Origin of the sequence: Micromonospora sp. AKA38, from assembly GCF_027925725.1 — a bacterium.
Classification (GTDB): Bacteria; Actinomycetota; Actinomycetes; order Mycobacteriales; family Micromonosporaceae; genus Micromonospora.
This window is the reverse complement of record NZ_BNEI01000003.1, coordinates 1,359,736-1,380,714: the sequence shown is the minus strand read 5'-3', so window position 1 is coordinate 1,380,714 and position 20,979 is coordinate 1,359,736. Positions and strand designations below refer to the sequence as shown.

The following is a 20,979-nucleotide window of genomic DNA, read 5'->3' as shown; positions in this document are numbered from 1 at the left end:
GTTGAGTATCACCCATCCGTGCGACGACGTCAGGCCCGGCCGTACGCTGTACGCATGCCCCGGTACGAATTCCGTTGCCGCGCCTGCGGCGACACCTTCGAGGTCAACCGCCCGATGGCCGAGGCCGCCCGGCCCGCCACCTGCCCGCAGGGCCACGCCGACACGGTGAAGCTGCTCTCCACCGTGGCGTTCACCGGCCGGGGTGGCTCCGGCCCGGCCGGCGGGGCACCCGCGCCGGCCGGCGGGGGCTGCTGCGGCGGCGCCTGCGGCTGCTGATCCCCGTCGGGCGTTCTTCGCCGGTGGGAACTTTTGGTCGGAATCCGCCTACCCGTTCTCACGATGCGTGACGGCGCGGTCATAGGGCAGCATGAACCCGACGTCAGCGGGGGGAGGTTCGACGCATGTCGCCACCGATCCACCTCCCCAGCGGGTGGGTGACCTTCGTGTTCACCGACATCGAAGGCTCGACCCGGATGGCACGGATGCTCGGCCCGGTCTACCGTCCGGTGCTGCGGGAGCATCGCCGGCTGCTGCGCGACACGCTGGCCGGCACGGACGGGTCGGAGCTGCTGACCGAGGGCGACTCGTTCTTCCTCGCCTTCCCGGACGCGGCCGCCGCCGTGCGCGCCTGCCTGACCGCGCAACGTGCGCTCGCCAGCCACGACTGGCCCAACGCCGACGCCGTCCCCCGGGTCCGGATGGGCCTGCACACCGGCTACGCCGAACCCCGCGACGGTGAGTACGCCAGTCCGGAGGTGCACCGGGCGGCGCGGGTGGCCGCCGCCGCGCACGGCGGTCAGGTGCTCTGCTCGGCGGCCACCGCCCGACACGCGGATCCGCTGCCGGACGGCGCGTCGCTGCTGGATCTCGGCCTGCACCGGCTGCGCGGGTTCGATGACCGGGAACGGCTGTTCCAGCTCGTCGCGCCCGGTCTGGAGCGGCGGTTCCCGCGTCCGCGTACGGCCGACGCGGCGGCGCACAACCTGCCCACCCAGGTCACCTCGTTCGTCGGCCGGCACTTCGAGCGGGCCGAGCTGGGGCGGCTGGTCGAGGCGTACCGGCTGGTGACCGTGCTCGGCGCGGGCGGCGCGGGCAAGACCCGGCTGGCCGTGGAGCTGGCCTCCGGGATCGTCGAGGACTACCCGGACGGCGTCTGGTTCGTCGACATCGCCGCGGTGACCGACCCGGGGCTGGTCGCGTTCGAGATCGCCGCCGTGCTCGGCCTCCGCCCGGAGCCGGGCCGGCCGATGGTCGACACCCTGGTCGAGTACGCCGCCCCCCGCCGGATGCTTGTGGTGCTGGACACCTGCGACGCCCAGCCGGCCGCGTCGGCCGAGGTGATCTCCCGGCTGCTGGCCGGTGGCCGGGGGGTGCGGGTGCTGGCGACCAGCCGGGAGTCGTTCGGCGTACCCGGTGAGGTGGTGTGGCGGATCCCGCCGCTGTCGGTCGACGAGGTGCCCGACGGCGGCGCGAGCGACGCGGTCGCCCTGCTGCTGGACCGGACCGCGGCGGCCCGGGGCGGCCGGCCGGCGGCGGAGACCGAGCAGGCCGACCTGCGCCGGGTGGTACGCCGGCTGGACGGGTTGCCGCTCGCCATCGAGCTGGCCGCGGCGCGGCTGCGGGTGCTCTCGGCCGGGCAGTTGGCCGAGCGGCTCGACGACATGCTGGGCACGTTGGACGCCGGCCGCGAGTCGGCGGAGCCGCCCCCGGTCGAGGCCGGTTGGAGCGGCAACCAGCAGGACACCGTGGACCTGGTGGCCGCCGCGACCGGGGCGGCCCCGCCGACGCCGGCGACCCGGGCGGTGCAGCGGTCGGCCAGCGAGCGGCACCTGACCATCCAGGCCACGGTGACCTGGTCGTACCGGACGCTGGGCGCGCGCTCGTCCCGGCTGCTGCGCTGGATGGCGGTCTTCGCCGGCCCGGTGGACCTGCCGACGGTGCAGTGGCTGCTGGACGAGGATCCGCTGGACCCGCTGTCGGTGCTTGTCGACAAGTCGATGGTGCTGGCCGAGCCGCACGCCTCGGGCAGCACCTACCGGATGCTGGACCCGATCCGGGCGTACGCGGCCCGCCGGCTGATCGAGACCGGTGAGGAGCAGAGCGCCCGGGACCGGCACGTCGCCTGGTGCCGGCACGCGCTGGACCGGGCGCACCTGGGGCCGGACGGCCGGCCGGTGACGCTCTCCCTGTACGCGCTGGACCCGCTGGCCGGGGAGCTGCGGGCCGCGTTGCGCTGGTGCGCCACCGGTGGCAGCGCCCGGTCGGGGCTGCACCTGGCCGGCGGGCTGGACCAGTGGTGGCGGGAGCGTGGCCTGGCCCGGGAGGGGCGACTGTGGCTGTTCCGGCTCTACGGCCGGATCGCCGAGACGGGCGAGGACATCCCGGAGGCCGAGCTGGCCGCCGCGTACCACATGCACTCGCTGCACGCCGGCGCGGACGGGGAGTTCGCCGAGGAGCTGCGCTACTCGCAGCGGGCCGAGGCGGCCGCCCGGCAGGCCGGTGACCTGGGCCTGCTGGCGCGGGTGCTGGCCGGCCGCGCCGCGCCGCTCGTGGACATGGGCCAGTTCGCCGAGGCGGAGCGGATCTGCCGCGAGGTGATCGACTGGGCGTACGCGCAGGACGTGGTCGGCGACGCGCTGCTCGCCGTCTACAACCTCGCCGAGCTGCTCTGGCGCCGGGGCGCGTTGGACGACGCGGCCGAGGTGCTCGGCGCGGCGCGCCCGGTGGAGGCGACCCGCCCGGTGGAGCGGGGCCGCCGTTCGGTGGACATGCTGCTCGGCATGGTGGCGCTGGCCCGGGGTGATCTGGTCGCGGCGCACGAGCACCTGCTGGTGGCGTTGCGGTCCCGGATGAGTCACGGTTACCTGGGTCGGGCCTGCGACACGGTGAACGCGATCGCGGTGCGCTGCGCGCTGGCCGGGGACGCGGTGGCCGCGGCCCGGCTCTTCGGCGCGGCCCAGGCCACCCGGGCGAGCCTGCGCGCCACCCCGGGCATCTACGAGCCGTACTGGTTGGCCCGGCAGGCGGAGCTGCGCCGGACTCTGGGCGACGAGGCGTTCGACGCGGCGTACGGCGCGGGGGCGGGCCTGCGGTTGGACGAGGCGGCGGCGCTGGCGCTGCACATCGAGCATCCGGACCTGTCGGCCGACTCGCTCTGGTTCGGCCCGCCCACCCCCCGCCCGGCGGCCGAACCCCGCAGCACCACAGGCTGACCCCCACCCCCTCCTGCGCGCTGATTCCCGGAAAGAGTGGCTGTTCGGGCCCGAACAGCCACTCTTTCCAGGAAAGCGGGGGACGGGGCGGCTGGGGTGGGTCAGTTGCGGGTGGCGGCTCGGCGTTCCGCGTCGGCCTTCATCCTCGCGGCCCGGTCGAGGTCGGCCTGCTGCACGGCGGCGACCGAGCCGAACACGCTGACCGCCTGGTAGTAGGTCCAGGCCAGGCTGTAGCAGGCGGGCCGGACCACCGAGTTGTAGGTGGCGCAGACCCGCTTCAGGTCCTCGTAGAACGCGCTGTCCAGGCGGGACTTGTTGGCGGAGAAGATGCCCATGGCCTTGTGGTTGCGGTAGCCGAAGTCGTGCCGGTAGCAGGAGAGGTTGAACGTGAAGCCGAGCGGGTTGTCCGGGCTGGACGAGCAGTAGTCGGTGGACCAGTCGAAGCCGTACTCGGTCCAGGGTGCCCGGTTGAGCCGGGCGCTGTTCCAGGCGTTGTAGCTGGAGGCGCTGGTCTGGGTCCAGGTGGACAGCACCGACAGCTTCTGCTGGGTGCTGACCGCGGCGACGGCCGGTGAGGCCAGGCCGAGCGTGGTGAGCAGGGCGATCACGCCGGTGGCGAGCGTGGTGGCGAGGCGACGGGACACGGGGGACCTCCGCGGGATGGGCGTCGGGACGGGCGCTCCGGGATCAGCCGGAATTCGAGAAGTGTCGATCAATGCGGTGACGGCGGGGGATGGCTCGGAAGGCTGCTTGCTGACATCCGCTTAAACAGACGAATGCCCCCGGGTCGCCGTGGCGTCCGGGGGCATTCGCGGCGGGTCAGCGGACGAAGCGCGGCGGGCTGGCCGGGCTCTCGTTCGCCAGGCGGTCCAGCGCGGTCACGTGGTAGGTGTAGCGCTTGCCGGCGACCGCCGTGGTGTCCACCCAGGACTGCACGTCACCGTCGGTGGCCCGGACGGTGCCGACCAGGTGGGACGCGTCGGCGAAGTCGCAGCGCCCGGCCAGGCCGAGGCCGTCGAACCGGTAGATCGCGTACGAGGTGGCGGTGCCGAGCGGGCCCTTGCCGTCGGCGGGCTGCCGCCAGCTCAGCCGTACCCCGTCCGCCTCCCGCTGGGCCCGGGTGACCACCGGGAACAGCAGCGGCTTGTGCGGCAGGTGCGTCATGGTGGGCACCAGCGCGGGGCGCGAGTAGTGCTCGGCCGCGTAGATGTCGGTGGCGCCGAGCCGGTTGGCCCGGACCTGCACCGCGGAGAAGTGCACGTTGCCGAGCACCTCCGGGTACGACCGGTTGAGCGTGAGGTGGTCGGACAGTTCGCGCGGGTTCATCCAGAACGACCCGTACGCCGGCTCGCCGCTCTTGTAGTCGGCCTGGCCGATGTAGAGCTGGACCTTGGTGCCGCGCACCTGCTCGGCCCACCACGGCACCAGCCGGGCGTAGTCGGCGGCCGGGTACTGGCCGATGTACCAGTAGAGCTGCGGCACGACGTAGTCGATCCACTCCTCCTTGATCCACTTACGGGTGTCGGCGGAGATGATGTCGTACGACTGCGAGCCGGTGGTGTCCGAGCCGTTCGGGTCGGCCGAGGCGTTGCGCCAGATCCCGAACGGGCTGGCCCCGAACTTCACCCACGGCTTGGCCGCCTTGATCTTGGCGTTCATCTCCTGCATCAGCAGGTTGATGTTGTCCCGTCGCCAGTCGGCCTTGTCCGTGAAGCCCCTGTTGTACTGCGCGAACGTGGCGTCGTCGGGCACCTGGTAGGTGCCGCTCGGGTACGGGTAGAAGTAGTCGTCGAAGTGCACGCCGTCGACGTCGTACCGGTTGACCGCGTCCATCATCGCGGTCTGGACGAACTCGCGGACCGCCGGGATGCCGGGGTTGTAGTAGAGCCGGCTGCCGGCGACGCCGGCCGGCGGGTAGGCGAACACCCAGTCCGGGTGCGCCCGGGCCGGGCTGTCCGGGGCGAGCTGCGACAGGTCGGCTCCGGCGCCACCGGGGGCCGGCATGGAGACGCGGTACGGGTTGAACCAGGCGTGGAACTCCAGGTTCCGCTTGTGCGACTCGGCGACCAGGAAGGCCAGCGGGTCCCAGCCCGGGTTCTTGCCGCGTACCCCGGTCAGGTATTCCGACCACGGCTCGTACGGCGACGGCCAGAACGCGTCGGCGGTCGGACGGACCTGGACCACGACGGCGTTGTGGTTGAGCTTCTGGGCCAGGTCGAGCCAACCCAGGTATTCGGCCTTCTGCTTGGCGACCTGGTCCGGCGCGGTCCAGGAGTCCTTGCTGGGCCAGTCGATGTTCGTCACCGAGGCGATCCACATGGCCCGGAACTGCCGCTTGGGGGTGGCCGGGTTCGTGACGCAGTCGGTGGAGTCAGTGGTCGTCTCGGCCGGCGCGGCCTGCGCCGGGGTGCCGGCGACCAGCGCGCCGAGCAGCGCCACGGCCAGCGCGGCGGCTCTGAGCGAAGTTGCCTTCATGCGGTGCGGTCCCTTCGTCGGGTCCGGGGGGACGGGTGGCGCCGCCGCGGTCGGCAAGATTCGCCGTGCGACGTGCGTCACGAGTAGGAAACTTTCATCAATCCCGATCCGGCGCAAGACCCTGGACCGGATCGATGCCGGCCCCGCCGGAACGCACCCGGACGCGCCGGCCCACGCTGCCGCATCGTGACCATTCCGACACCTCACGTACGGGATTGGGGACCGGAACCGCTGGGTAGCTTGGCCGGTCACGGACCGCCGACCACGGTGGTCGCACCGTTGGGGAGGTGATCCATGTCAGTCCTGCGGACCAAGCCGATCCAGGACGTCATCGCCCAGGGCGACGCCGACGGCGAAGACGGCAAACCGGGGCTGCGCCGCCGGCTCGGGCCCGTCGACCTGATGGGCTTCGGCATCGGGATCGTGATCGGCACCGGGATCTTCACGCTGACCGGCGTGGAGGCGAAGAACAGCGCGGGCCCGGGCGTGGTGATCTCCTTCGGCATCGCCGGCCTGGTCGCGCTGCTCGCCGCGCTCTGCTACGCCGAGCTGGCCTCCAGCGTGCCGACCGCCGGCAGCGCCTACACCTACGCGTACGCGACCATGGGCGAGATCGTCGCCTGGATCATCGGCTGGGACCTGCTGCTGGAGTTCTCACTCGGCGCGGCGGTGGTGGCCCGGGGCTGGTCCGGCTATCTCACCGACCTGTTCGGCCTGCCCAGCGCCTGGTTCGCCGAGGAGGGCAGCATCGTCAACCTCGGCGCGATCGGCATCGTGCTGGTGCTCGGCGTGGTGGCCATCGTCGGCATCCGCGAGTCCGCCCGGGTCACCAACCTGCTGGTGCTGGTGAAGGTGGCGATCTGTGCCTTCGTCATCATCGCCGGCCTGTTCTTCGTGAAGGCGGCCAACCTCACCCCGTTCATCCCGTCCGCCGAGCCGGCCGGCGCCGGTGACGACGGCATCAAGCAGCCGGTGACGCAGCTCCTGTTCGGGCTGGAGCCGTCCGTGTTCGGCTTCGTCGGGGTGCTCACCGCCGCCGCGGTGGTGTTCTTCGCGTACACCGGATTCGAGGCCGTGGCGAACCTGGGTGAGGAGACCCGCAAGCCCAAGCGCGACCTGCCGCTCGGTCTGCTCGGCACGCTTGTCATCTCCACCGCGCTGTACATCGGTGTCTCGCTGGTCGTGGTCGGCATGGTGAAGTACACCGAGATCGACGAGGGCGCGCCGATCGCGTCCGCGTTCCGGGCGGTCGGCGCCGGCTGGGCCGCGGTGCTCGTCTCCATCGCCGCCGTCGCGGGCCTGACCAGCGTCATCCTGGTCGACCTGGTGGCCATGGGCCGGATCGGCTTCGCCATCGCCCGCGACGGGCTCATCCCGCCGTCGATCGCGAAGGTGCACCCGCGCTGGGGCACCCCGTACCGGATCGCCGCGATCATGACGGTGGCGGTGGCGCTGCTCGCCGGCTTCCTGCCGCTCTCCGCGCTGGCCGACCTGGTCAGCATCGGCGCGCTCTGCGCGTTCATGCTGGTCGCGCTCGCGGTGCCGATCCTGCGCAAGCGGCGCCCCGACCTGGAGCGGCCGTTCAAGGTGCCGTTCTCGCCGGTGCTGCCGATCGTCACGGCGGTGGCCTGCCTCTACCTCAGCCTCAACCTGTCGGTGGAGACCTGGGTGCGGTTCCTGATCTGGATGGCGCTCGGCGCGATCATCTACTTCGGCTACGGGCACCGCAAGAACCGGTTGGCCCGCCGCGAGCACGCGGAGGACACTCCCGAGCCCGCCCCCACCCCCTGACGCGTCGCAGTTGAAGGAAGGGCCCCCTCTTAACACTCGGTGTTGAGAGGGGGCCCCTTCTCTACCGGAGGCGTTAAGAGGGGGCCCCTCCTTACCGGGTCACCTCGCGGAGGGGGCCGTGGACGGACGGGTTGCCGTTGGTCCAGAGCAGCTCGTTGAGCCAGATCTGGCGGCCCGGGTCGGTGGTGCCCTCCTGGCCCGGCGGCCACGCGTGGTAGAGCAGCCAGGTGCGGCCGTCCTGCTCGACGATCGAGGCGTGCCCCGGCCCGGTGGCCACGTCGTTACTCTTCAGGATCGGGTTCTCCGGCGCCTTCACGCACGGGCCGGTCGGGCTCTCGCAGACCGCGTACCCCTCGGCGTAGACGTCCCTGTCGTAGGCGTTCGCGGCGAAGAACAGGAACAGCTTCCCGTCGTGCCGGTGGAAGAACGGCCCCTCGATCAGGGTGCCCTCCCACGGCTCGGTCTGCTTCAGCAGCTTCGTGGCCGGGCCGGTCAGCCGCAGCCCGTCCGGCGTCAGGCGCTGCGACCAGAGCCAGGTGTCCACGCCGATCGCGTTGCCGTCGTTCTTCCACAGCAGCCAGAGACTGTCGTCGGTGTCCCGGAACGGGCTGGCGTCGATCGAGCCGCCCAGCTCCGGCTGGCAGACCAGCGGCTTGTCGGAGTCGTCCAGGTACGGCCCGAGCGGCGTACCGGCCACCGCCCGACCCAGGCACTGCCGGCCGGAGGCGCGGTCGGCGACGGTGTAGTAGAGGACGAACCGGTCCGGGGCGAGCTGGATCGCCTCCGGCGCCCACGTCTTGCCGGCGTCCGCCCAGTCCGGCAGCTCCGGCAGCGCGTCACCGGCCGCGGTCCACTCGACCAGGTCGGACGAGGTGAGCACCGGGACGTTCCGCCCACCGGCGTTGGTGTGGAAGAGGTACCAGGTGTCGCCGACCCGGATCGCCTGCGGGTCGGGAGCGTCGGTCCGGACGACCGGGTTGGTGAACACGCGTGCGCCCTCCGGCGTACTCGATGGGGTGGAGCCGCCGTCACAACCGGCGACGAGCAGCGCGGCGAGCAGCGGCGCGGTGGCCAGGGCCGCCGCGCCGCGCCGCCTGGTGAGTCGGCCGGTCATCCCTTCAGGCCACTGCGGGAGACGCCCTGGATGACGTGACGCTGGGCGAACACGAACAGGATCAGCACCGGTACGCTCGCCAGCATCGCGCCCGCCATGATCACCGGATAGTCGGTCACGTACGCGCCCTGGAGCAGGCCCAGACCCGCCGGCAGGGTCAGCCGCTCGGGGCTGAACAACACGTACACCGGCCAGAGGAAGTCGTTCCAGTTGGTCAGGAACGACAACACCGCCAGCGTGGCCAGGGCCGGTTTCGACAGCGGCAGCAGCACCTGCCGGAAGATCTGCCACTGGTTCGCCCCGTCCAGCACCGCCGCCTCCTCCAGCTCGGCCGGGATGGAGAGGAAGAACTGACGCAGGAAGAACACCCCGAACGCGCTCGCCGCGCCGGGCACGACCACCACGGTCAGCGTGTCGATCCAGCTCAGCTTCTCGGCGATGATGAAGTTCGGGATGATCAGCGAGGTGGGCGGCAGGAACAGCGTGCCCACGATCAGCGCGAACAGCACCTTACGGCCCCGGAACCGCATCCGGGCCAGGGCGAACGCGGCCATCGACGCGGTGACCAGCACCACCAGCGTGTGCAGGGTGGCCGCCAGCATGCTGTTGAGGAACCAGCGCAGCACCGGGTTGGCGGTGTTGTTCAGGATCTGGTCGTAGCCGTAGGTGGAGAACGGGTTCGGCAGCCAACTCGGCGGGACCTGCTGGGCGGCGTCGTACGTCTTCACCGACGTCAACAGCATCCACACCAGAGGGGTCACGAAGATCGCGGTGATCAGGAGCAGTACGGCGTAGCGCACCACCTGACGCACATTCGACATGGTCGTCCCCTCAGTCTTCCCGGTAGCGGAACAGCCGGAAGTTGACGACGCTCACCACGGCCAGCATCAGCGCGAAGAACACGCTCATCGCGGCGGCCCGACCGGCGTCGTAGTCGCGCAGGCCCTCGTCCACGATCCGCCAGACCACCGTGCGGGTCTGCTCGCCCGGCGCGCCCTGGGTGATCAGGAACGCCTGCCCGAAGACGTTCGCCGAGGCGAGGATCGTGGTGGTGAGGACGAAGAGCATGACCGGGCGCAGGCCGGGGATCGTCACGTGGCGGAACCGGTCCCACCCGCCGGCGCCGTCGACCTTCGCCGCCTCGTACAGCTCCGGCGCGATGTCCTGGAGCCCGGCCAGGTAGATCACCGCGTTGAAGCCGCAGGTCCACCACACCGTCACGCCGACCAGGGAGACCCAGGCCCACGGCACGTCGGTGACCCACGGCGTGTCCGAGGGGAGCCCGACCGCGCCGAGCACCCGGTTGACCAGCCCCAGGTTGGCGTCCAGCAGGAAGCGCCAGAGCAGGCCGATCACCGCCACGCCCAGCACGTACGGGGCGAAGAACGCGGCCCGGAAGAACGTGCGGCCGGGGAACGAGCGGTTGAGCAGCAGCGCCAGCCCCAGCGGGATCACCACCAGCAGCGGCACCGAGAACAGCGTGAAGATGCCGGTCGCCCGGACGCTGGACCACCAGTCCCCGTAGATGGCCGAGTCACTGGAGAACAGGTCCTGGTAGTTGTCGAGCCCGATGAACGGCCGGTTGGGCAACTGGAGGTCCCACTGGTGCAGACTGATCCAGACGCCGAACAGGATCGGCGCCAGCCCGAAGACACCGAACAGGACCAGGTACGGCGCGAGGAAGAGGTACGGCGTCGTCCGGTTGCCGCGTTCCGTCGCGCGCCGGCGCCGGGTACGCCCCGCCGGGGGCGACGCGCCGTTCCGCGCCGCCCCGACCTCGATCACGTCCGCCACGACGGATCAGTTCCCGTACTTCTTGCGGTTGTCCTCGAGCTGCTTGTTGGCCTTGGCCACGCCGTCGTCGAGCGCCTGCTTCGGCGACTTCTTGTTCAGCGCGGCCTCGTTGAAGGCGTTGTAGAACGTCAGGATGACCTCGCCGAGGCCCGGCGCGGCCGGCGGGAACGCCGCGTACTCCAACTCCGGGGCGAGCGCGTTGACCTCGGTGAGCGCCTTGAACTCGGCGCTCTCCCGGACCCCCTTACGGGCCGGCACCTGGCCGCCCTTGGCCCAGTCCAGCGAGTGCTGGCTGAGCCAGTTGATGAAGACCTTGGCGCCGGAGACCTTGTTCTCGTTCGCCGAGCGCTGCTTGACGATGGTGAAGTTGTGCGAGTTCGCCCAGGCGGCCTGCTGGCTGCCGATCTGGGGCAGCGGCGCCACGCCCCACTGCACGTTCGGGCTCTTCTTCAGGTCGTTGATCTGCCAGATGCCGTTCCAGTTGAACGCGTTCTTGCCGCTCTTGAACGCCAGGTAGTCGGCGTCCTGGCCGACGTTGGCCGGCGAGTGGCCCTGCTTGATCAGGTCGACCAGCCAGGTGCACGCCTCGACCGCCGGGTCGGAGTTGAAGGTCGCCTTGGCCACCTCGTCGTCGAAGAGCTTCCCGCCCCACTGGTGCAGCAGGCTGTAGAACGTCATGCCGCCGGTGAACTGGAACGGGCTGACCCAGAAGCCCTGCACGCCCGACTTCTTCAGCTCGGTCAGCGCGGCGGTGTACTCGTCCCGGGTGGTCGGCGGCTTCTCCGGGTCCAGGCCGGCCTTCTGCATGACCGCCTTGTTGTAGTAGAAGCCGAGCGGATGCATGTCCAGCGGGATGCCGTACCGCTTCTCGTTGTAGAGCCCGCCCTTCCACACCGTGGGGGCGAAGTCGCCCTCGCTGAGTTCCAGCGTCTTGGCCACGTCGTCCAACTCGCTGATCGTGCCGCGAGCCGCGAACGTGGCGAGCTGGTCCATGTGCATGACCGCGATGTCCGGCCCGCTGCCGCTGGAGACCGCGCCGGGCAGCTTGCTGTAGTAGTCCGCCCACTCGTAGGTGACCACGCTGACCGCGATGTTCTGGTGCTCGGTGTTGAACTGCTGGACCAGCGTCTTGAAGATCTCGCCGTCGCCGCCGGTGAAGCCGTTCCACAGTTTCAGGTCGACCTTGGGGCCGGTGTAGTCCTTGCCGCCGTTGCCGGCCGAGCCGGCCCGGTCGGGACTGCTGCTGCCGCCACCGCATCCGGCCAGTGTCAGCGAGGCCGCCGCGCCGAGGCCGACGCCGAGGCCGAGCAGGCGCCGCCGGCTCAACTCGTTCTGGATCATGGGAACTCCTTGGGGGACGGATGTGGAGTACGGCCCGGTCACTGCTGAGGCGTGAAGCGCAGCAGGTTCCAGGAGGTGGCGGGGAGCGCCACGGTGCAGCGGCCGCCGTCGAGGGTGGGGGTGGTGAGCTCCCGGGGCGTGACCCGCTCGGGGTCCGCCTCGGTGTTCGTGGCGGCCGGGTCGTCCCCGGCCGCGAGCGTGGTGTGCGCCTCCCCGCGCAGCCCCGGCAGGCCGCGCAGGTCCAGGTCGAGCGGGAGGTCGTGCGGGCCCCGGTTGACCGCGAAGACGGCCAGCTCGCCGGTCTCCTCGTCGTGCACGGCGACGGTGTCCAGCACCGGCACGTCGCCGTACCGCTTGGTCTCGTACGTCGGGCCGACCGGCTCGGTGCGCAGCACGGTGCCGCGCGCGTACCGGGCGGTCAGCGCGAACGGGTGGAAGATGCTCTGCCGCCAGGCCGGGCCGCCGGTCCGGGTGCGGATCGGGGCGATCACGTTGGCGAGCTGGGCCTGGCAGGCCACCCCGACCCGGTCGGCGTGCCGGAGCAGCGTGATCAGCAGGTCGCCGACCACCACCGCGTCGTCCGCGGTGTAGTCGTCCTCGATCAGCGCGGGCGCCTCCACCCAGCCGCGCCGGTCCAGGTCGGCCTGGAGGCGCGACTGGTACCAGACGTTCCACTCGTCGAAGGAGATCTTCAGCTTGCGCTTCTGCCGCAGCTTGGCGCCGACGTGGTCGGCGGTGGCGGTCACCTCGGTGATGAACGCGTCCATGTCGACGGCGGAGGCGAGGATGCTGGCCCGGTCCCCGTCGGAGGGGTCGTAGTAGGTGTGGGCGGAGATGTAGTCGACGTGCTCGTAGGTGTGCTCCAGCACGGTCGCCTCCCACCCGGCGAACGTGGGCATGCTCCGGTTGGAGCTGCCGCAGGCGACCAGGCTGATCGAGGGGTCGATCATCTTCATCGCGCGGGCGGTCTCGGCGGCCAGCCGGCCGTACTCGTCGGCGGTCTTGTGGCCGACCTGCCACGGGCCGTCCATCTCGTTGCCGAGGCACCACAGCCGCACCCCGTACGGCTGCTCGGCGCCGTGCTTGCGGCGCAGGTCGGAGAGCTGGGTGCCGCCCGGGTGGTTGGCGTACTCCAACAGGTCGCACGCCTCGGGCATGCCGCGCGTGCCGAGGTTGACCGCCATCATCGGCTCGACGTCGGCCTCGGCGGCCCAGGTCATGAACTCGTTCAGCCCGAACGCGTTGGTCTCGATCGTCTTCCAGGCCAGGTCGAGCCGGCGCGGCCGGTCACCGGCCGGGCCGACGCCGTCCTCCCAGCGGTAGCCGGAGACGAAGTTGCCGCCGGGATAGCGGACCACCGAGACGCCCATCTCCCGGGTCAGGTCCAGCACGTCGCGACGGAAGCCGCGCGGGTCGGCGTCCGGGTGGCCCGGTTCGTAGACCCCGCCGTAGACGCACCGCCCCATGTGTTCGACGAAGGAGCCGAAGATTCGGCGGTCGGCCGGACCGACCCGGATCGCCGGGTCGACAGTGAGCTGCGCGTTCGGCACGGATGCCACCTTTCCGTCGGAGCTGTTCCCCCGGTGACCGTGGTCACCGTGCCCCTGGTTTCTACAACGTTGTAACCTGCAATGTAAAGAGGTCGTTACGACGTCGTGACGAGGTAGAGTGCGGCCGGAGTGCTCAGCGGGGAGGGACGTTCAGTGCGGCACAGGCTCAAGGACGTGGCGGAGCGGGCCGGCGTGTCGGTGAAGACCGTCTCGAACGTCGTCAACGGCTACCAGCACGTGCGCGCCGACACCCGGGCCCGGGTCGAGGAGGCCATCGCCGAGCTGCACTACCGGCCCAACCTGTCGGCCCGCAACCTGCGCAAGGGGCGCACCGGCGTGATCGCGTTGGCCGTCCCGGAGCTCGACATCCCGTACTTCGCCGAGCTGGCCCGGCACGTGGTCGCCGCCGCCGCCGAGCACGGCTGGACGGTGCTGATCGACCAGACCGGCGGCGGCCCGGAGCAGGAGCGCAAGGCCGCCAGCGGGATCGGCGACCACATGATCGACGGGCTGATCCTCAGCCCGCTCGCGCTCACCGCCGACGACCTCGCCAGCCTTGACGGCCTGCCCATGGTGCTGCTCGGCGAGCGTGTCGACCACGGCCCCGCCGACCACGTCATGATCGACAATGTGGCCGCCGCCCGGGAGATCACCGCCCACCTGGTCGGGCTCGGCCGCCGCCGGATCGCCGCCATCGGCTCCCAGCGCACTCCCGAGGGCGCCAGCGCCCGGCTACGCCTGGCCGGCTACGCCACCGCGCTGGCCGAGGCCGGCATCGAGTACGACGACAGCCTGGTGGCGCCCGCGCCGGCCTGGCACCGCGCGGACGGCGCCGCCGCCATGCGGCACCTGCTCACCGCCGAGGTGCGCCCCGACGCCGTCTTCTGCTTCAACGACACGCTCGCGCTCGGCGCGCTGCGCGCGTTGCACGAGGCCGGCCTGCGCGTGCCGGAGGACGTCGCGGTCGCCGGCTTCGACGACATCGAGGACGGCCGGTTCTCGATCCCCACGCTGAGCACGGTCGCTCCGGACAAGGAGCGCATCGCCCGCCTGGCGGTCGAACTGCTCGCCGGCCGTCTCACCACCGACCGCGACGCCCCGCCCCGCGAACTGGTCGCCCCGCACCGCCTGGCCCTCCGCGAATCCGCCCCCTGACCGTCCCTCCCCCCTCCCCTCCCTCCCCGGCGATCTTGCAGTTCGTGCCCCGGCATTCGGGACATCTGCCCCACTTCAAGGGCCCCAAGTGCAAGATCGGCGAGGTGGGGTGAGTGGGGCGGGTGGGGGCGGTCAGTCGAAGAAGCGGGCCAGGTGGGAGGGGGGTGGGGCGGGGGCGTTCGGGGGGAGCGGGGTGAGGTCGGCGAAGACGGAGGCGCCGTCGCAGCCGACGTGCAGCGGGTACCAGCGCGGCGCGCCGGGCGGGCGCTGACCGCAGATGCCCTTGAAGGTCTGCACGTCGAGCAGGCGGACGTGCGTCGGGTCGGCCACCGCGTTGACGTGCCGCCACCAGGGGCTCATCACGTGCAGCACGCCGCCGGGCCGGAGCACCCGGTGGCACTCGTCGAACAGCGGCAGGAAGTCGATCAGGTGCTCGACGATGTGCACCGCGAAGAACACGTCCACCGAGTCGTCGCGTAGCGGCAGCGAGCCGGACAGGTTGGCGACCGCGTCCACCCCCGGCGCCGGATAGATGTCCAGCCCCAGGTTGCCCGGCCACTGCTTGGTCGCCCCGCAGCCCAGGTCGACGACCACCGGCGGACGGCCGGCGACAGTGACCCGGCACCACACCCCGAGCACCCCGGACAACCGGCCGATCAGTTCGCGGACCAGTCGTAGCTGCGCCGGATCGTCGACCTCGCCGGTCAGATGCGCCACGCCCCGGTCGAACCGCACCTCGACCGTCGTCCCGCGCAACCGCTCGTCGTGCTCGGCCAGTTCGGCCCACGCCTCGGCGAGGAAGCCGTCGGCCTGCCGGAGCCGCTCACCCGAGAGCGCGGCCTGCCCCATCGCCACCATGCGCCACCTCCGGCGGCGCCTTACCCCCATTCCACCCAGATATACGCCCACCTGCGGCTGGACGCCCCGGCACCGCCCCCACCCCGTCCCGCCTCCCCCATCACCCCCCGCTCCCGTGATCAAGGAGTTTGCGTCTCCCGCGCCCGTCGCTCCAGACGCAATCTCCTTGGTCAACAGGCCCCGTCCCCACTCCTGCCCCAGCCTGGGACCCAGGTTTGTGTCCCTGCGGGGCTCCTGCTGGGACGCGAACTCCTTGGTCGACACCGGCGACCCGTTGCCTCCCCGGTCCTGCCGGGTGGACAGCAGCCAGCTGTCACTCGCGGGTTCGGCACGGGCCGCTGGCCGGTGAAGTCGCCGGAGCGGGTTCCTTGACCATGGAGTTGGCGGCGACAAGTCGGGCACACGCTGCCGTCAACTTCATGATCAAAACCAGGTAGGGAGTGCGAGGGTCAGGTGGAGAGGGTGCGGCGGGTCGGGCGCATGCGTTGGCGGGGCTGGGGGGAGGCCGGCTTCGGGCGTTTGAGGTGGTAGCGGTGCAACTCGGCGTTGCCGGGCAGGGACGGGTCCTCGCTCATCGAGACCAGCTCCCAGCCCTGGTCACCGGCCCGGTTCAGGTGGGCCAGCGCGGTGTCGCCGTACGGCGTGACGTCGATCATGGAGCCGTCCGGGCCGTACCAGATGAACACGATCTCCCACCCGGCGTCGGTGGCGGCCGCCTGGCGGCGGCGGACCAGCAGCGCGTACTCCCACTTGAGCATGAGGTCATTGTGGCCCCGGGTCGGCCGCTCGGTGCGGATCAGTCCTCGGCGATCCGTCCGTCGTGCACCCGCAGCCGCCGGTTCACGCTCACCGCGTCCAGCATCCGCCGGTCGTGGGTCACCAGCAGCAGCGTGCCGGGATAGGTGGCGAGCGCCGATTCGAGCTGCTCGATCGCGGCCAGGTCGAGGTGGTTGGTCGGCTCGTCGAGCACCAGCAGGTTGACGCCGCGGCCCTGGAGCAGCGCCAGCGCGGCCCGGGTCCGCTCGCCGGGGGAGAGCGTCGCCGCCGGCCGCAGCACGTGGTCGGCGCGCAGGCCGAACTTGGCCAGCAGCGTGCGGACGTCCGCCGGGTTGAGATCGGGTACGGCGGCGGCGAACGCGTCGAGCAGCGGCTGGTCGCCGAGGAACAGCCCGCGCGCCTGGTCCACCTCGCCCACCACCACGCCCGGCCCCAGCGCGGCGTGCCCCTCGTCCAGCGGCAGCCGCCCCAGCAGCGCGGCCAGCAGCGTGCTCTTGCCGGAGCCGTTCGCCCCGGTGATCGCCACCCGGTCCGCCCAGTCGATCTGGAGGTCCACCGGGCCGAGTGTGAAGCCGCCCCGGCGTACCACGGCTCCTCGGAGCGCGGCCACGACGGCGCCGGCGCGGGGCGCGGCGGCGATCTCCATCCGCAGCTCCCACTCCTTGCGCGGCTCCTCGACCACCTCCAGCCGCTCGATCAGGCGGGCGGTCTGCTTCGCCTTCGCGGCCTGCTTCTCGGTCGACTCGGTGCGGAACTTGCGGCCGATCTTGTCGTTGTCGGTGGCCTTGCGCCGGGCGTTCTTCACGCCCTTCTCCATCCAGGCGCGCTGCGTGCGGGCGCGCGCCTCCAGGTCGGCCTTCGTGTCGGCGTACTCCTCGAACTCCTCGCGGGCGTGCCGGCGCGCCACGGCGCGCTCCTCCAGGAAGGCCGCGTAGCCGCCGCCGTAGTGGTTGACCTGCCGCTGGTGCAGGTCCAGCTCGACGATCCGGTTGACCGTGCGGGTGAGGAACTCGCGGTCGTGGCTGACCAGCACGGTGCCGGCGCGCAGCCCGGTGACGAAGCGTTCCAGCCGGTCCAGCCCGGCCAGGTCGAGGTCGTTGGTCGGCTCGTCGAGCAGGAAGATGTCGTAGCGGCTGAGCAGCAGCGACGCCAGCCCGGCGCGGGCCGCCTGCCCGCCGGAGAGCCCGGTCGTCGGATGGTCCAGGCCGACGTCCAGGCCCAGTTCGGCCGCGACCTGCTCGGCCCGTTCGTCCAGATCCGCGCCGCCGAGGTCGAGCCAGCGTTCCAGAGCATTCGCGTACGCGTCGTCGGCGCCGGTCGCGCCGGCGGTCAGCGCCTCGGTGGCGGCGTCCAGCGCGGCCTGCGCGGCGGTCACGCCGGTACGCCGGGCCAGGAAGTCCCGGACCGTCTCACCCGGCCGGCGTTCCGGCTCCTGCGGCAGGTAGCCGACCGTGGCGCCCGGCGGGCTCAACGCCACCGAACCCTGCTCACGGGCCTGGAGCCCGGCGAGCGTGCGCAGCAGCGTGGACTTGCCGGCGCCGTTCACCCCGACCAGGCCGATCACGTCGCCGGGCGCGACGACCAGGCTCAGGTCTTCGAAGAGGAGACGGTCACCGTGGCCGGCGGTGAGATCCTTGGCGATCAACGTGGCGCTCATCAGGTCACCGAGCCTACCGGCGGGCGCATCCGGATTACCGTGACCCGCGCTCGGGCAGGTACGCCGCTGAGGGAGACTCACAGCCGTGGCGACCACACTGGCGATCGACTGCGGGGGCGGCGGGATCAAGGCCTCCGTGCTGGACGCCGCCGGCACCATGCGGGCCCGCCCGCTGCGCGTGCCCACGCCGTACCCGCTGCCCCCGACCCTGTTCGTGCGGACGCTGTTGGATCTCGGCGCCCGGCTGCCCGCGGCGGACCGGCTCACCGTCGGCATGCCCGGCATGATCCGGCACGGCGTCGTGGTGGCCACCCCGCACTACGTGACCCGCGCCGGGCCGCGCAGCCGTGTCGACCCGGACCTGGTCGCGGAATGGTCCGGGTACGACGCGCGCGGCGCGCTGGCCGAGGCGTTCGGGATGCCCGCGCTGGTGCTCAACGACGCCGAGGTGCACGGCGCCGGCGTGGTCGCCGGGACCGGCTGCGAGTTGGTGTTGACGCTCGGCACCGGGCTGGGCAGCGCGCTCTTCGACGGCGGGACGATCGCGCCGCACCTGGAGCTGTCGCACGCGCCGGTGCGGTGGAACACCACCTACGACACGTACGTCGGGGAGCCGGAACGGCGGCGCCTCGGTGACGCGTTCTGGTCCCGGCGGATCCGGCAGGTGGTGGACGGCCTGCGGCCGGTGTTCCACTGGGACCGGCTCTACCTGGGCGGCGGCAACTCGCGGCTGATCCGGCCGGAGCAGGTGGCGCGAATGGGGGACGATGTCGTGGTCGTCCCGAACACGGCCGGAATCGTGGGTGGTGTCCGGGCCTGGGACCTGGTGGGCGACAGGTACGACCCCACGCCCTGATCCTTACCCCCGTGGAACACTCGCGCTTCCGCCGGTGTTGTGCCAGCGTCGGACAAAGGGCTGACGCGACACGAGGAGGTGGGTCGAGTGGACCTTCTGGCGGAGTACCGGCGGGCGACCATGTTCTTCGACTCGGGGGACCCGACCGGAGCGGCCCGGCTGCTGGAGCCGATCATCGAGGCGGAGCCCGACAACTCCTCGGTACGGCAGCTGCTGGCCCGGGCGTACTTCCAGTCGGCGCAGCTCAACCGCGCCGAGGAGCACCTGCGTGAGCTGGTCGACCGGGACCCGAGCGACCACTACGCGCACCACGTGCTGGGCCGGACGCTGGAGCGGATGAACCGGCCGGCCGACGCGCTGCGGCACCTGCGCATCGCGGCGGCGATGTACTCGACGAACACCGACTACACCACGGCTCTTCGCCGGGTCGAGGGTCGGGTCGGTCGCTGAGTTCCGTCGAAGGGCAGCCCGGGTGGGCTGCCCTTCGGCGTACCTAGGATGGACTCGTGAAGCTGAAGCTCGATCTCCACGACATCTACAACAAGGGCCACGACATCGACCGCGCGCTGCGCGGGATCATGGACGAGGCGGTGGCGAAGAAGGCCACGCTCGTGGAGATCATCCCGGGCAAGGGCTCCGGCGCGCTGAAGAAGAAGGTGCTGCGCTTCCTCGACCAGAAGGATGTGAAGCAGCTCTACCACCGCGTCGAGAAGGACTCGAAGAACTTCGGCCGCCTCTTCGTCCACTTCCGTTGGAAGTAGCCGCTCCCGGCGCTTGATCCACTCCACTTCACTGAGGTGGTGACTTCCTTCGAGATCTTGGAACGAAACGGCCCCCATAGGGGCCATTCCATACCAAGATCTTCAGCGATGGTGGAGCTACACGCAGACCCAGCAGTACAGCCGCTCGCCGCGGGTCGCCGCTCGACGGGCCAGCCCCGCCAGCTCGATCAGGGCCTCGGCGAGGATCGACGGCTCCGCCTGCCCCCAGAACTCCTCGGTCTCGGACCAGGGCGCAGCCACCTCTCGGAGCCGGCTCTCCGAGGCGGCAGCCAGCGCGGCGCGCAGCTCGTCGGTCAGCGAGATGACCAGCACCTCGCCGTCATTGTGGATCGCGACAGCCTTGCCCTGCCTCGGGTTCCGCGTCACGACGTCGTAGTCGACGCTGGTCAGGAGCGCCTCCAGCGTGCCGAGCTGCACGGTCGGTTCGAGCCCTTTCAGTTCGACGACGTCGAACCCGGGCTCGGACGCGGCGCGCGGACCACCAAGGACGTCGGCGACTGCGGCGGCTGTCTCGTCGGTGGAAGCCGAGAAGTAGTCACAAAGAATGCCCACGGGCGTGGATCATGCCAGCGAGAGCCGACACCGGGAGGTGCCTAGAGGTCCCGGACGGCGACCGTCTGACCGCCGCTCTGCTCACCTGTCGGCCGGAAGCCCAGCTTCAGATAGAACGGTTCCGGCCCGCCGTCGCGTGGCTCCCAGGTGACGTAGGCCCGGTCGCCGCCCCGGGCCCGGATCTCCTCGCAAACCGCGTCGACCGCGAACCGGCCGTAGCCGTGGCCCTGCGCGTCGGCCGCGATGTTGAGCCGCCACAGGCCGGCCCGCAGGTCGCCAGGGTCGTCGCCCCACGGGATGTCGAAGAACGCCATCAGGAAGCCGACCAGCCGGTCACCGTCGTAGACCAGTCGCGGCCAGGCGTGCTCGGGGAAGACGTACGCCTCGGCCAGCGACTTGACCACCGGCGCCACCAGATCCTCCTGGTCGGGGCGTACCGACAGTGCGAGAGCCGCCTCGTAGTTGTCGGGGGTGATCTTCGCCAGCCGCATGCGGGGCAGCGTAGCCAGCGGACCCGGGCCGGGCGACCGGGTATCGGCGGCCCTGATCCGGGCCAGGAGTGCGGGAACCCAGTGGTTCCCGTACCGGTGTTGGAGGTCCGTCAGCCGCCAGTCGTCGCCGGTCACGAGCCGGCGGCAGCGCGCCGAGCCACATCCGCACTCCAAGACGAAGTCGGCGGTGCCGGTGCTGGTGGCGTAGTCGTTCGTCAGTTCCTCACCGGCTGCGACGTCTCGACGGGTGGCGAGGGTCCAGGGCGCGTCCCACCACAGGTTCGGGTCGCAGCCGTGGTTGCCCTTGCCGTTGGGGCGCCCGAGCGGCAGGACCAGATGTCGGTCCTCCCACACCGTGATGGTGTCGACGTAGGGGCGGTCCGGTCGGGCGAACAGGTCGCGCAGCTCCTGGTCGGTGACGAGTTGGCCGCCGAGCCGGGACACCGGCGTCCCGGCCGGGAGGGGAGCACGGGCGAACAGGCCCTCACCCGAGATCCCGGACGGACGGACCTCGACGTCCGGGTGAAGCCAGCAGTCGGCTTCGGGCGTGTGACACACCCGTCAACTCTCGCTT

General features: G+C 71.5%; 19 protein-coding genes and 1 pseudogene. 7 read left to right on the top strand and 13 right to left on the bottom strand.

Annotation, left to right across the window (positions count from 1 at the left end):
* Positions 1–54 precede the first annotated feature (54 nt).
* Positions 55–276: an FmdB family zinc ribbon protein gene (locus tag TPA0908_RS14960; RefSeq protein WP_281938278.1), complete on the top strand. Its 222-nt coding sequence runs from the start codon at positions 55–57 to the stop codon at positions 274–276.
* Between the two features lie 125 nt (positions 277–401).
* Entirely contained in the window at positions 402–3,212 is a 2,811-nt protein-coding gene (locus TPA0908_RS14955; protein ID WP_281938276.1) for an ATP-binding protein, read from the top strand.
* A 101-nt stretch (positions 3,213–3,313) separates the two neighbouring features.
* Here TPA0908_RS14955 and TPA0908_RS14950 read toward each other — a convergent pair whose 3' ends face one another.
* Positions 3,314–3,856, bottom strand: coding sequence for a phospholipase (locus TPA0908_RS14950; RefSeq protein ID WP_281938275.1), 543 nt, complete (start codon positions 3,854–3,856; stop codon positions 3,314–3,316).
* A gap of 175 nt (positions 3,857–4,031) precedes the next feature.
* Positions 4,032–5,687, bottom strand: a complete 1,656-nt coding sequence (locus TPA0908_RS14945; protein WP_281938272.1) for a glycoside hydrolase family 10 protein — start codon at positions 5,685–5,687, stop codon at positions 4,032–4,034.
* A gap of 294 nt (positions 5,688–5,981) precedes the next feature.
* On the opposite strand from TPA0908_RS14945, the gene TPA0908_RS14940 reads away from it, so the two are divergent.
* Positions 5,982–7,478 (top strand): APC family permease, encoded by a 1,497-nt coding sequence (locus TPA0908_RS14940; protein WP_281938271.1) that lies wholly within the window; start codon positions 5,982–5,984, stop codon positions 7,476–7,478.
* Positions 7,479–7,569: 91 nt separating this feature from the next.
* On the opposite strand, the gene TPA0908_RS14935 is transcribed toward TPA0908_RS14940, so the two are convergent.
* Genes TPA0908_RS14935 through arfA form a run of 5 tightly spaced genes read right to left on the bottom strand, consistent with a single transcriptional unit; the run spans position 7,570 to position 13,277 of the window.
* Positions 7,570–8,592 carry a glycoside hydrolase family 43 protein gene (locus TPA0908_RS14935; RefSeq protein ID WP_281938268.1) on the bottom strand — a complete coding sequence of 341 codons (1,023 nt, stop codon included), beginning with the start codon at positions 8,590–8,592 and terminating at the stop codon, positions 7,570–7,572.
* Entirely contained in the window at positions 8,589–9,413 is an 825-nt protein-coding gene (locus TPA0908_RS14930) for a carbohydrate ABC transporter permease (RefSeq protein ID WP_281938266.1), read from the bottom strand. Before TPA0908_RS14930 ends, TPA0908_RS14935 begins: the two co-directional genes overlap by 4 nt.
* A gap of 10 nt (positions 9,414–9,423) precedes the next feature.
* Entirely contained in the window at positions 9,424–10,386 is a 963-nt protein-coding gene (locus TPA0908_RS14925) for a carbohydrate ABC transporter permease (RefSeq protein WP_281938264.1), read from the bottom strand.
* 6 nt (positions 10,387–10,392) lie between these two features.
* A complete protein-coding gene (locus TPA0908_RS14920) occupies positions 10,393–11,727 on the bottom strand; it encodes an ABC transporter substrate-binding protein (protein WP_281938262.1) in 1,335 nt (444 codons plus the stop codon).
* A gap of 38 nt (positions 11,728–11,765) precedes the next feature.
* Entirely contained in the window at positions 11,766–13,277 is a 1,512-nt protein-coding gene (arfA, locus tag TPA0908_RS14915; protein WP_281938260.1) for an arabinosylfuranosidase ArfA, read from the bottom strand.
* 153 nt (positions 13,278–13,430) lie between these two features.
* On the opposite strand from arfA, the gene TPA0908_RS14910 reads away from it, so the two are divergent.
* Complete coding sequence (locus TPA0908_RS14910; protein ID WP_281938258.1) at positions 13,431–14,432, top strand: LacI family DNA-binding transcriptional regulator; 1,002 nt, start codon at positions 13,431–13,433, stop codon at positions 14,430–14,432.
* 132 nt (positions 14,433–14,564) lie between these two features.
* Here TPA0908_RS14910 and TPA0908_RS14905 read toward each other — a convergent pair whose 3' ends face one another.
* The 3 genes from TPA0908_RS14905 to TPA0908_RS14895 all read right to left on the bottom strand — a co-directional run bounded on the left by TPA0908_RS14905 (position 14,565) and on the right by TPA0908_RS14895 (position 17,724).
* A complete protein-coding gene (locus tag TPA0908_RS14905) occupies positions 14,565–15,290 on the bottom strand; it encodes a methyltransferase domain-containing protein (protein ID WP_281938256.1) in 726 nt (241 codons plus the stop codon).
* A gap of 449 nt (positions 15,291–15,739) precedes the next feature.
* On the bottom strand, positions 15,740–16,048 hold the full coding sequence (locus TPA0908_RS14900; RefSeq protein WP_281938254.1) for a hypothetical protein: 309 nt from the start codon (positions 16,046–16,048) through the stop codon (positions 15,740–15,742).
* A 38-nt stretch (positions 16,049–16,086) separates the two neighbouring features.
* Complete coding sequence (locus TPA0908_RS14895) at positions 16,087–17,724, bottom strand: ABC-F family ATP-binding cassette domain-containing protein (protein WP_281938252.1); 1,638 nt, start codon at positions 17,722–17,724, stop codon at positions 16,087–16,089.
* 85 nt (positions 17,725–17,809) lie between these two features.
* On the opposite strand from TPA0908_RS14895, the gene TPA0908_RS14890 reads away from it, so the two are divergent.
* The 3 genes from TPA0908_RS14890 (at position 17,810) to TPA0908_RS14880 (ending at position 19,341) form a co-directional block, all read left to right on the top strand.
* Entirely contained in the window at positions 17,810–18,580 is a 771-nt protein-coding gene (locus TPA0908_RS14890) for an ROK family protein (RefSeq protein WP_107161877.1), read from the top strand.
* Between the two features lie 87 nt (positions 18,581–18,667).
* Positions 18,668–19,030: a tetratricopeptide repeat protein gene (locus TPA0908_RS14885; RefSeq protein WP_281938250.1), complete on the top strand. Its 363-nt coding sequence runs from the start codon at positions 18,668–18,670 to the stop codon at positions 19,028–19,030.
* A gap of 56 nt (positions 19,031–19,086) precedes the next feature.
* The gene (locus TPA0908_RS14880) at positions 19,087–19,341 is read left to right on the top strand and encodes a Smr/MutS family protein (RefSeq protein ID WP_013288724.1); all 255 of its coding nucleotides are present in this window, start codon (positions 19,087–19,089) and stop codon (positions 19,339–19,341) included.
* Between the two features lie 117 nt (positions 19,342–19,458).
* Here TPA0908_RS14880 and TPA0908_RS14875 read toward each other — a convergent pair whose 3' ends face one another.
* The 3 genes and pseudogenes from TPA0908_RS14875 to TPA0908_RS31785 all read right to left on the bottom strand — a co-directional run.
* On the bottom strand, positions 19,459–19,914 hold the full coding sequence (locus TPA0908_RS14875) for a hypothetical protein (RefSeq protein ID WP_281938247.1): 456 nt from the start codon (positions 19,912–19,914) through the stop codon (positions 19,459–19,461).
* Positions 19,915–19,955: 41 nt separating this feature from the next.
* The gene (locus TPA0908_RS14870; RefSeq protein WP_281938614.1) at positions 19,956–20,405 is read right to left on the bottom strand and encodes a GNAT family N-acetyltransferase; all 450 of its coding nucleotides are present in this window, start codon (positions 20,403–20,405) and stop codon (positions 19,956–19,958) included.
* A 216-nt stretch (positions 20,406–20,621) separates the two neighbouring features.
* Positions 20,622–20,963: pseudogene (locus TPA0908_RS31785) on the bottom strand (SET domain-containing protein); the annotation flags it as partial.
* Positions 20,964–20,979: the final 16 nt, after the last annotated feature.

Excerpts from the sequence above, each read along its gene's own strand:
- TPA0908_RS14960 (WP_281938278.1), top strand. The coding sequence starts at position 55 with ATGCCCCGGTACGAATTCCGTTGCCGCGCCTGCGGCGACACCTTCGAG.
- TPA0908_RS14955 (WP_281938276.1), top strand. The coding sequence starts at position 402 with ATGTCGCCACCGATCCACCTCCCCAGCGGGTGGGTGACCTTCGTGTTC.
- TPA0908_RS14945 (WP_281938272.1), bottom strand. The coding sequence starts at position 5,687 with ATGAAGGCAACTTCGCTCAGAGCCGCCGCGCTGGCCGTGGCGCTGCTC.
- TPA0908_RS14940 (WP_281938271.1), top strand. The coding sequence starts at position 5,982 with ATGTCAGTCCTGCGGACCAAGCCGATCCAGGACGTCATCGCCCAGGGC.
- TPA0908_RS14935 (WP_281938268.1), bottom strand. The coding sequence starts at position 8,592 with ATGACCGGCCGACTCACCAGGCGGCGCGGCGCGGCGGCCCTGGCCACC.
- TPA0908_RS14930 (WP_281938266.1), bottom strand. The coding sequence starts at position 9,413 with ATGTCGAATGTGCGTCAGGTGGTGCGCTACGCCGTACTGCTCCTGATC.
- TPA0908_RS14920 (WP_281938262.1), bottom strand. The coding sequence starts at position 11,727 with ATGATCCAGAACGAGTTGAGCCGGCGGCGCCTGCTCGGCCTCGGCGTC.
- TPA0908_RS14905 (WP_281938256.1), bottom strand. The coding sequence starts at position 15,290 with ATGGTGGCGATGGGGCAGGCCGCGCTCTCGGGTGAGCGGCTCCGGCAG.
- TPA0908_RS14900 (WP_281938254.1), bottom strand. The coding sequence starts at position 16,048 with ATGCTCAAGTGGGAGTACGCGCTGCTGGTCCGCCGCCGCCAGGCGGCC.
- TPA0908_RS14895 (WP_281938252.1), bottom strand. The coding sequence starts at position 17,724 with ATGAGCGCCACGTTGATCGCCAAGGATCTCACCGCCGGCCACGGTGAC.
- TPA0908_RS14870 (WP_281938614.1), bottom strand. The coding sequence starts at position 20,405 with ATGCGGCTGGCGAAGATCACCCCCGACAACTACGAGGCGGCTCTCGCA.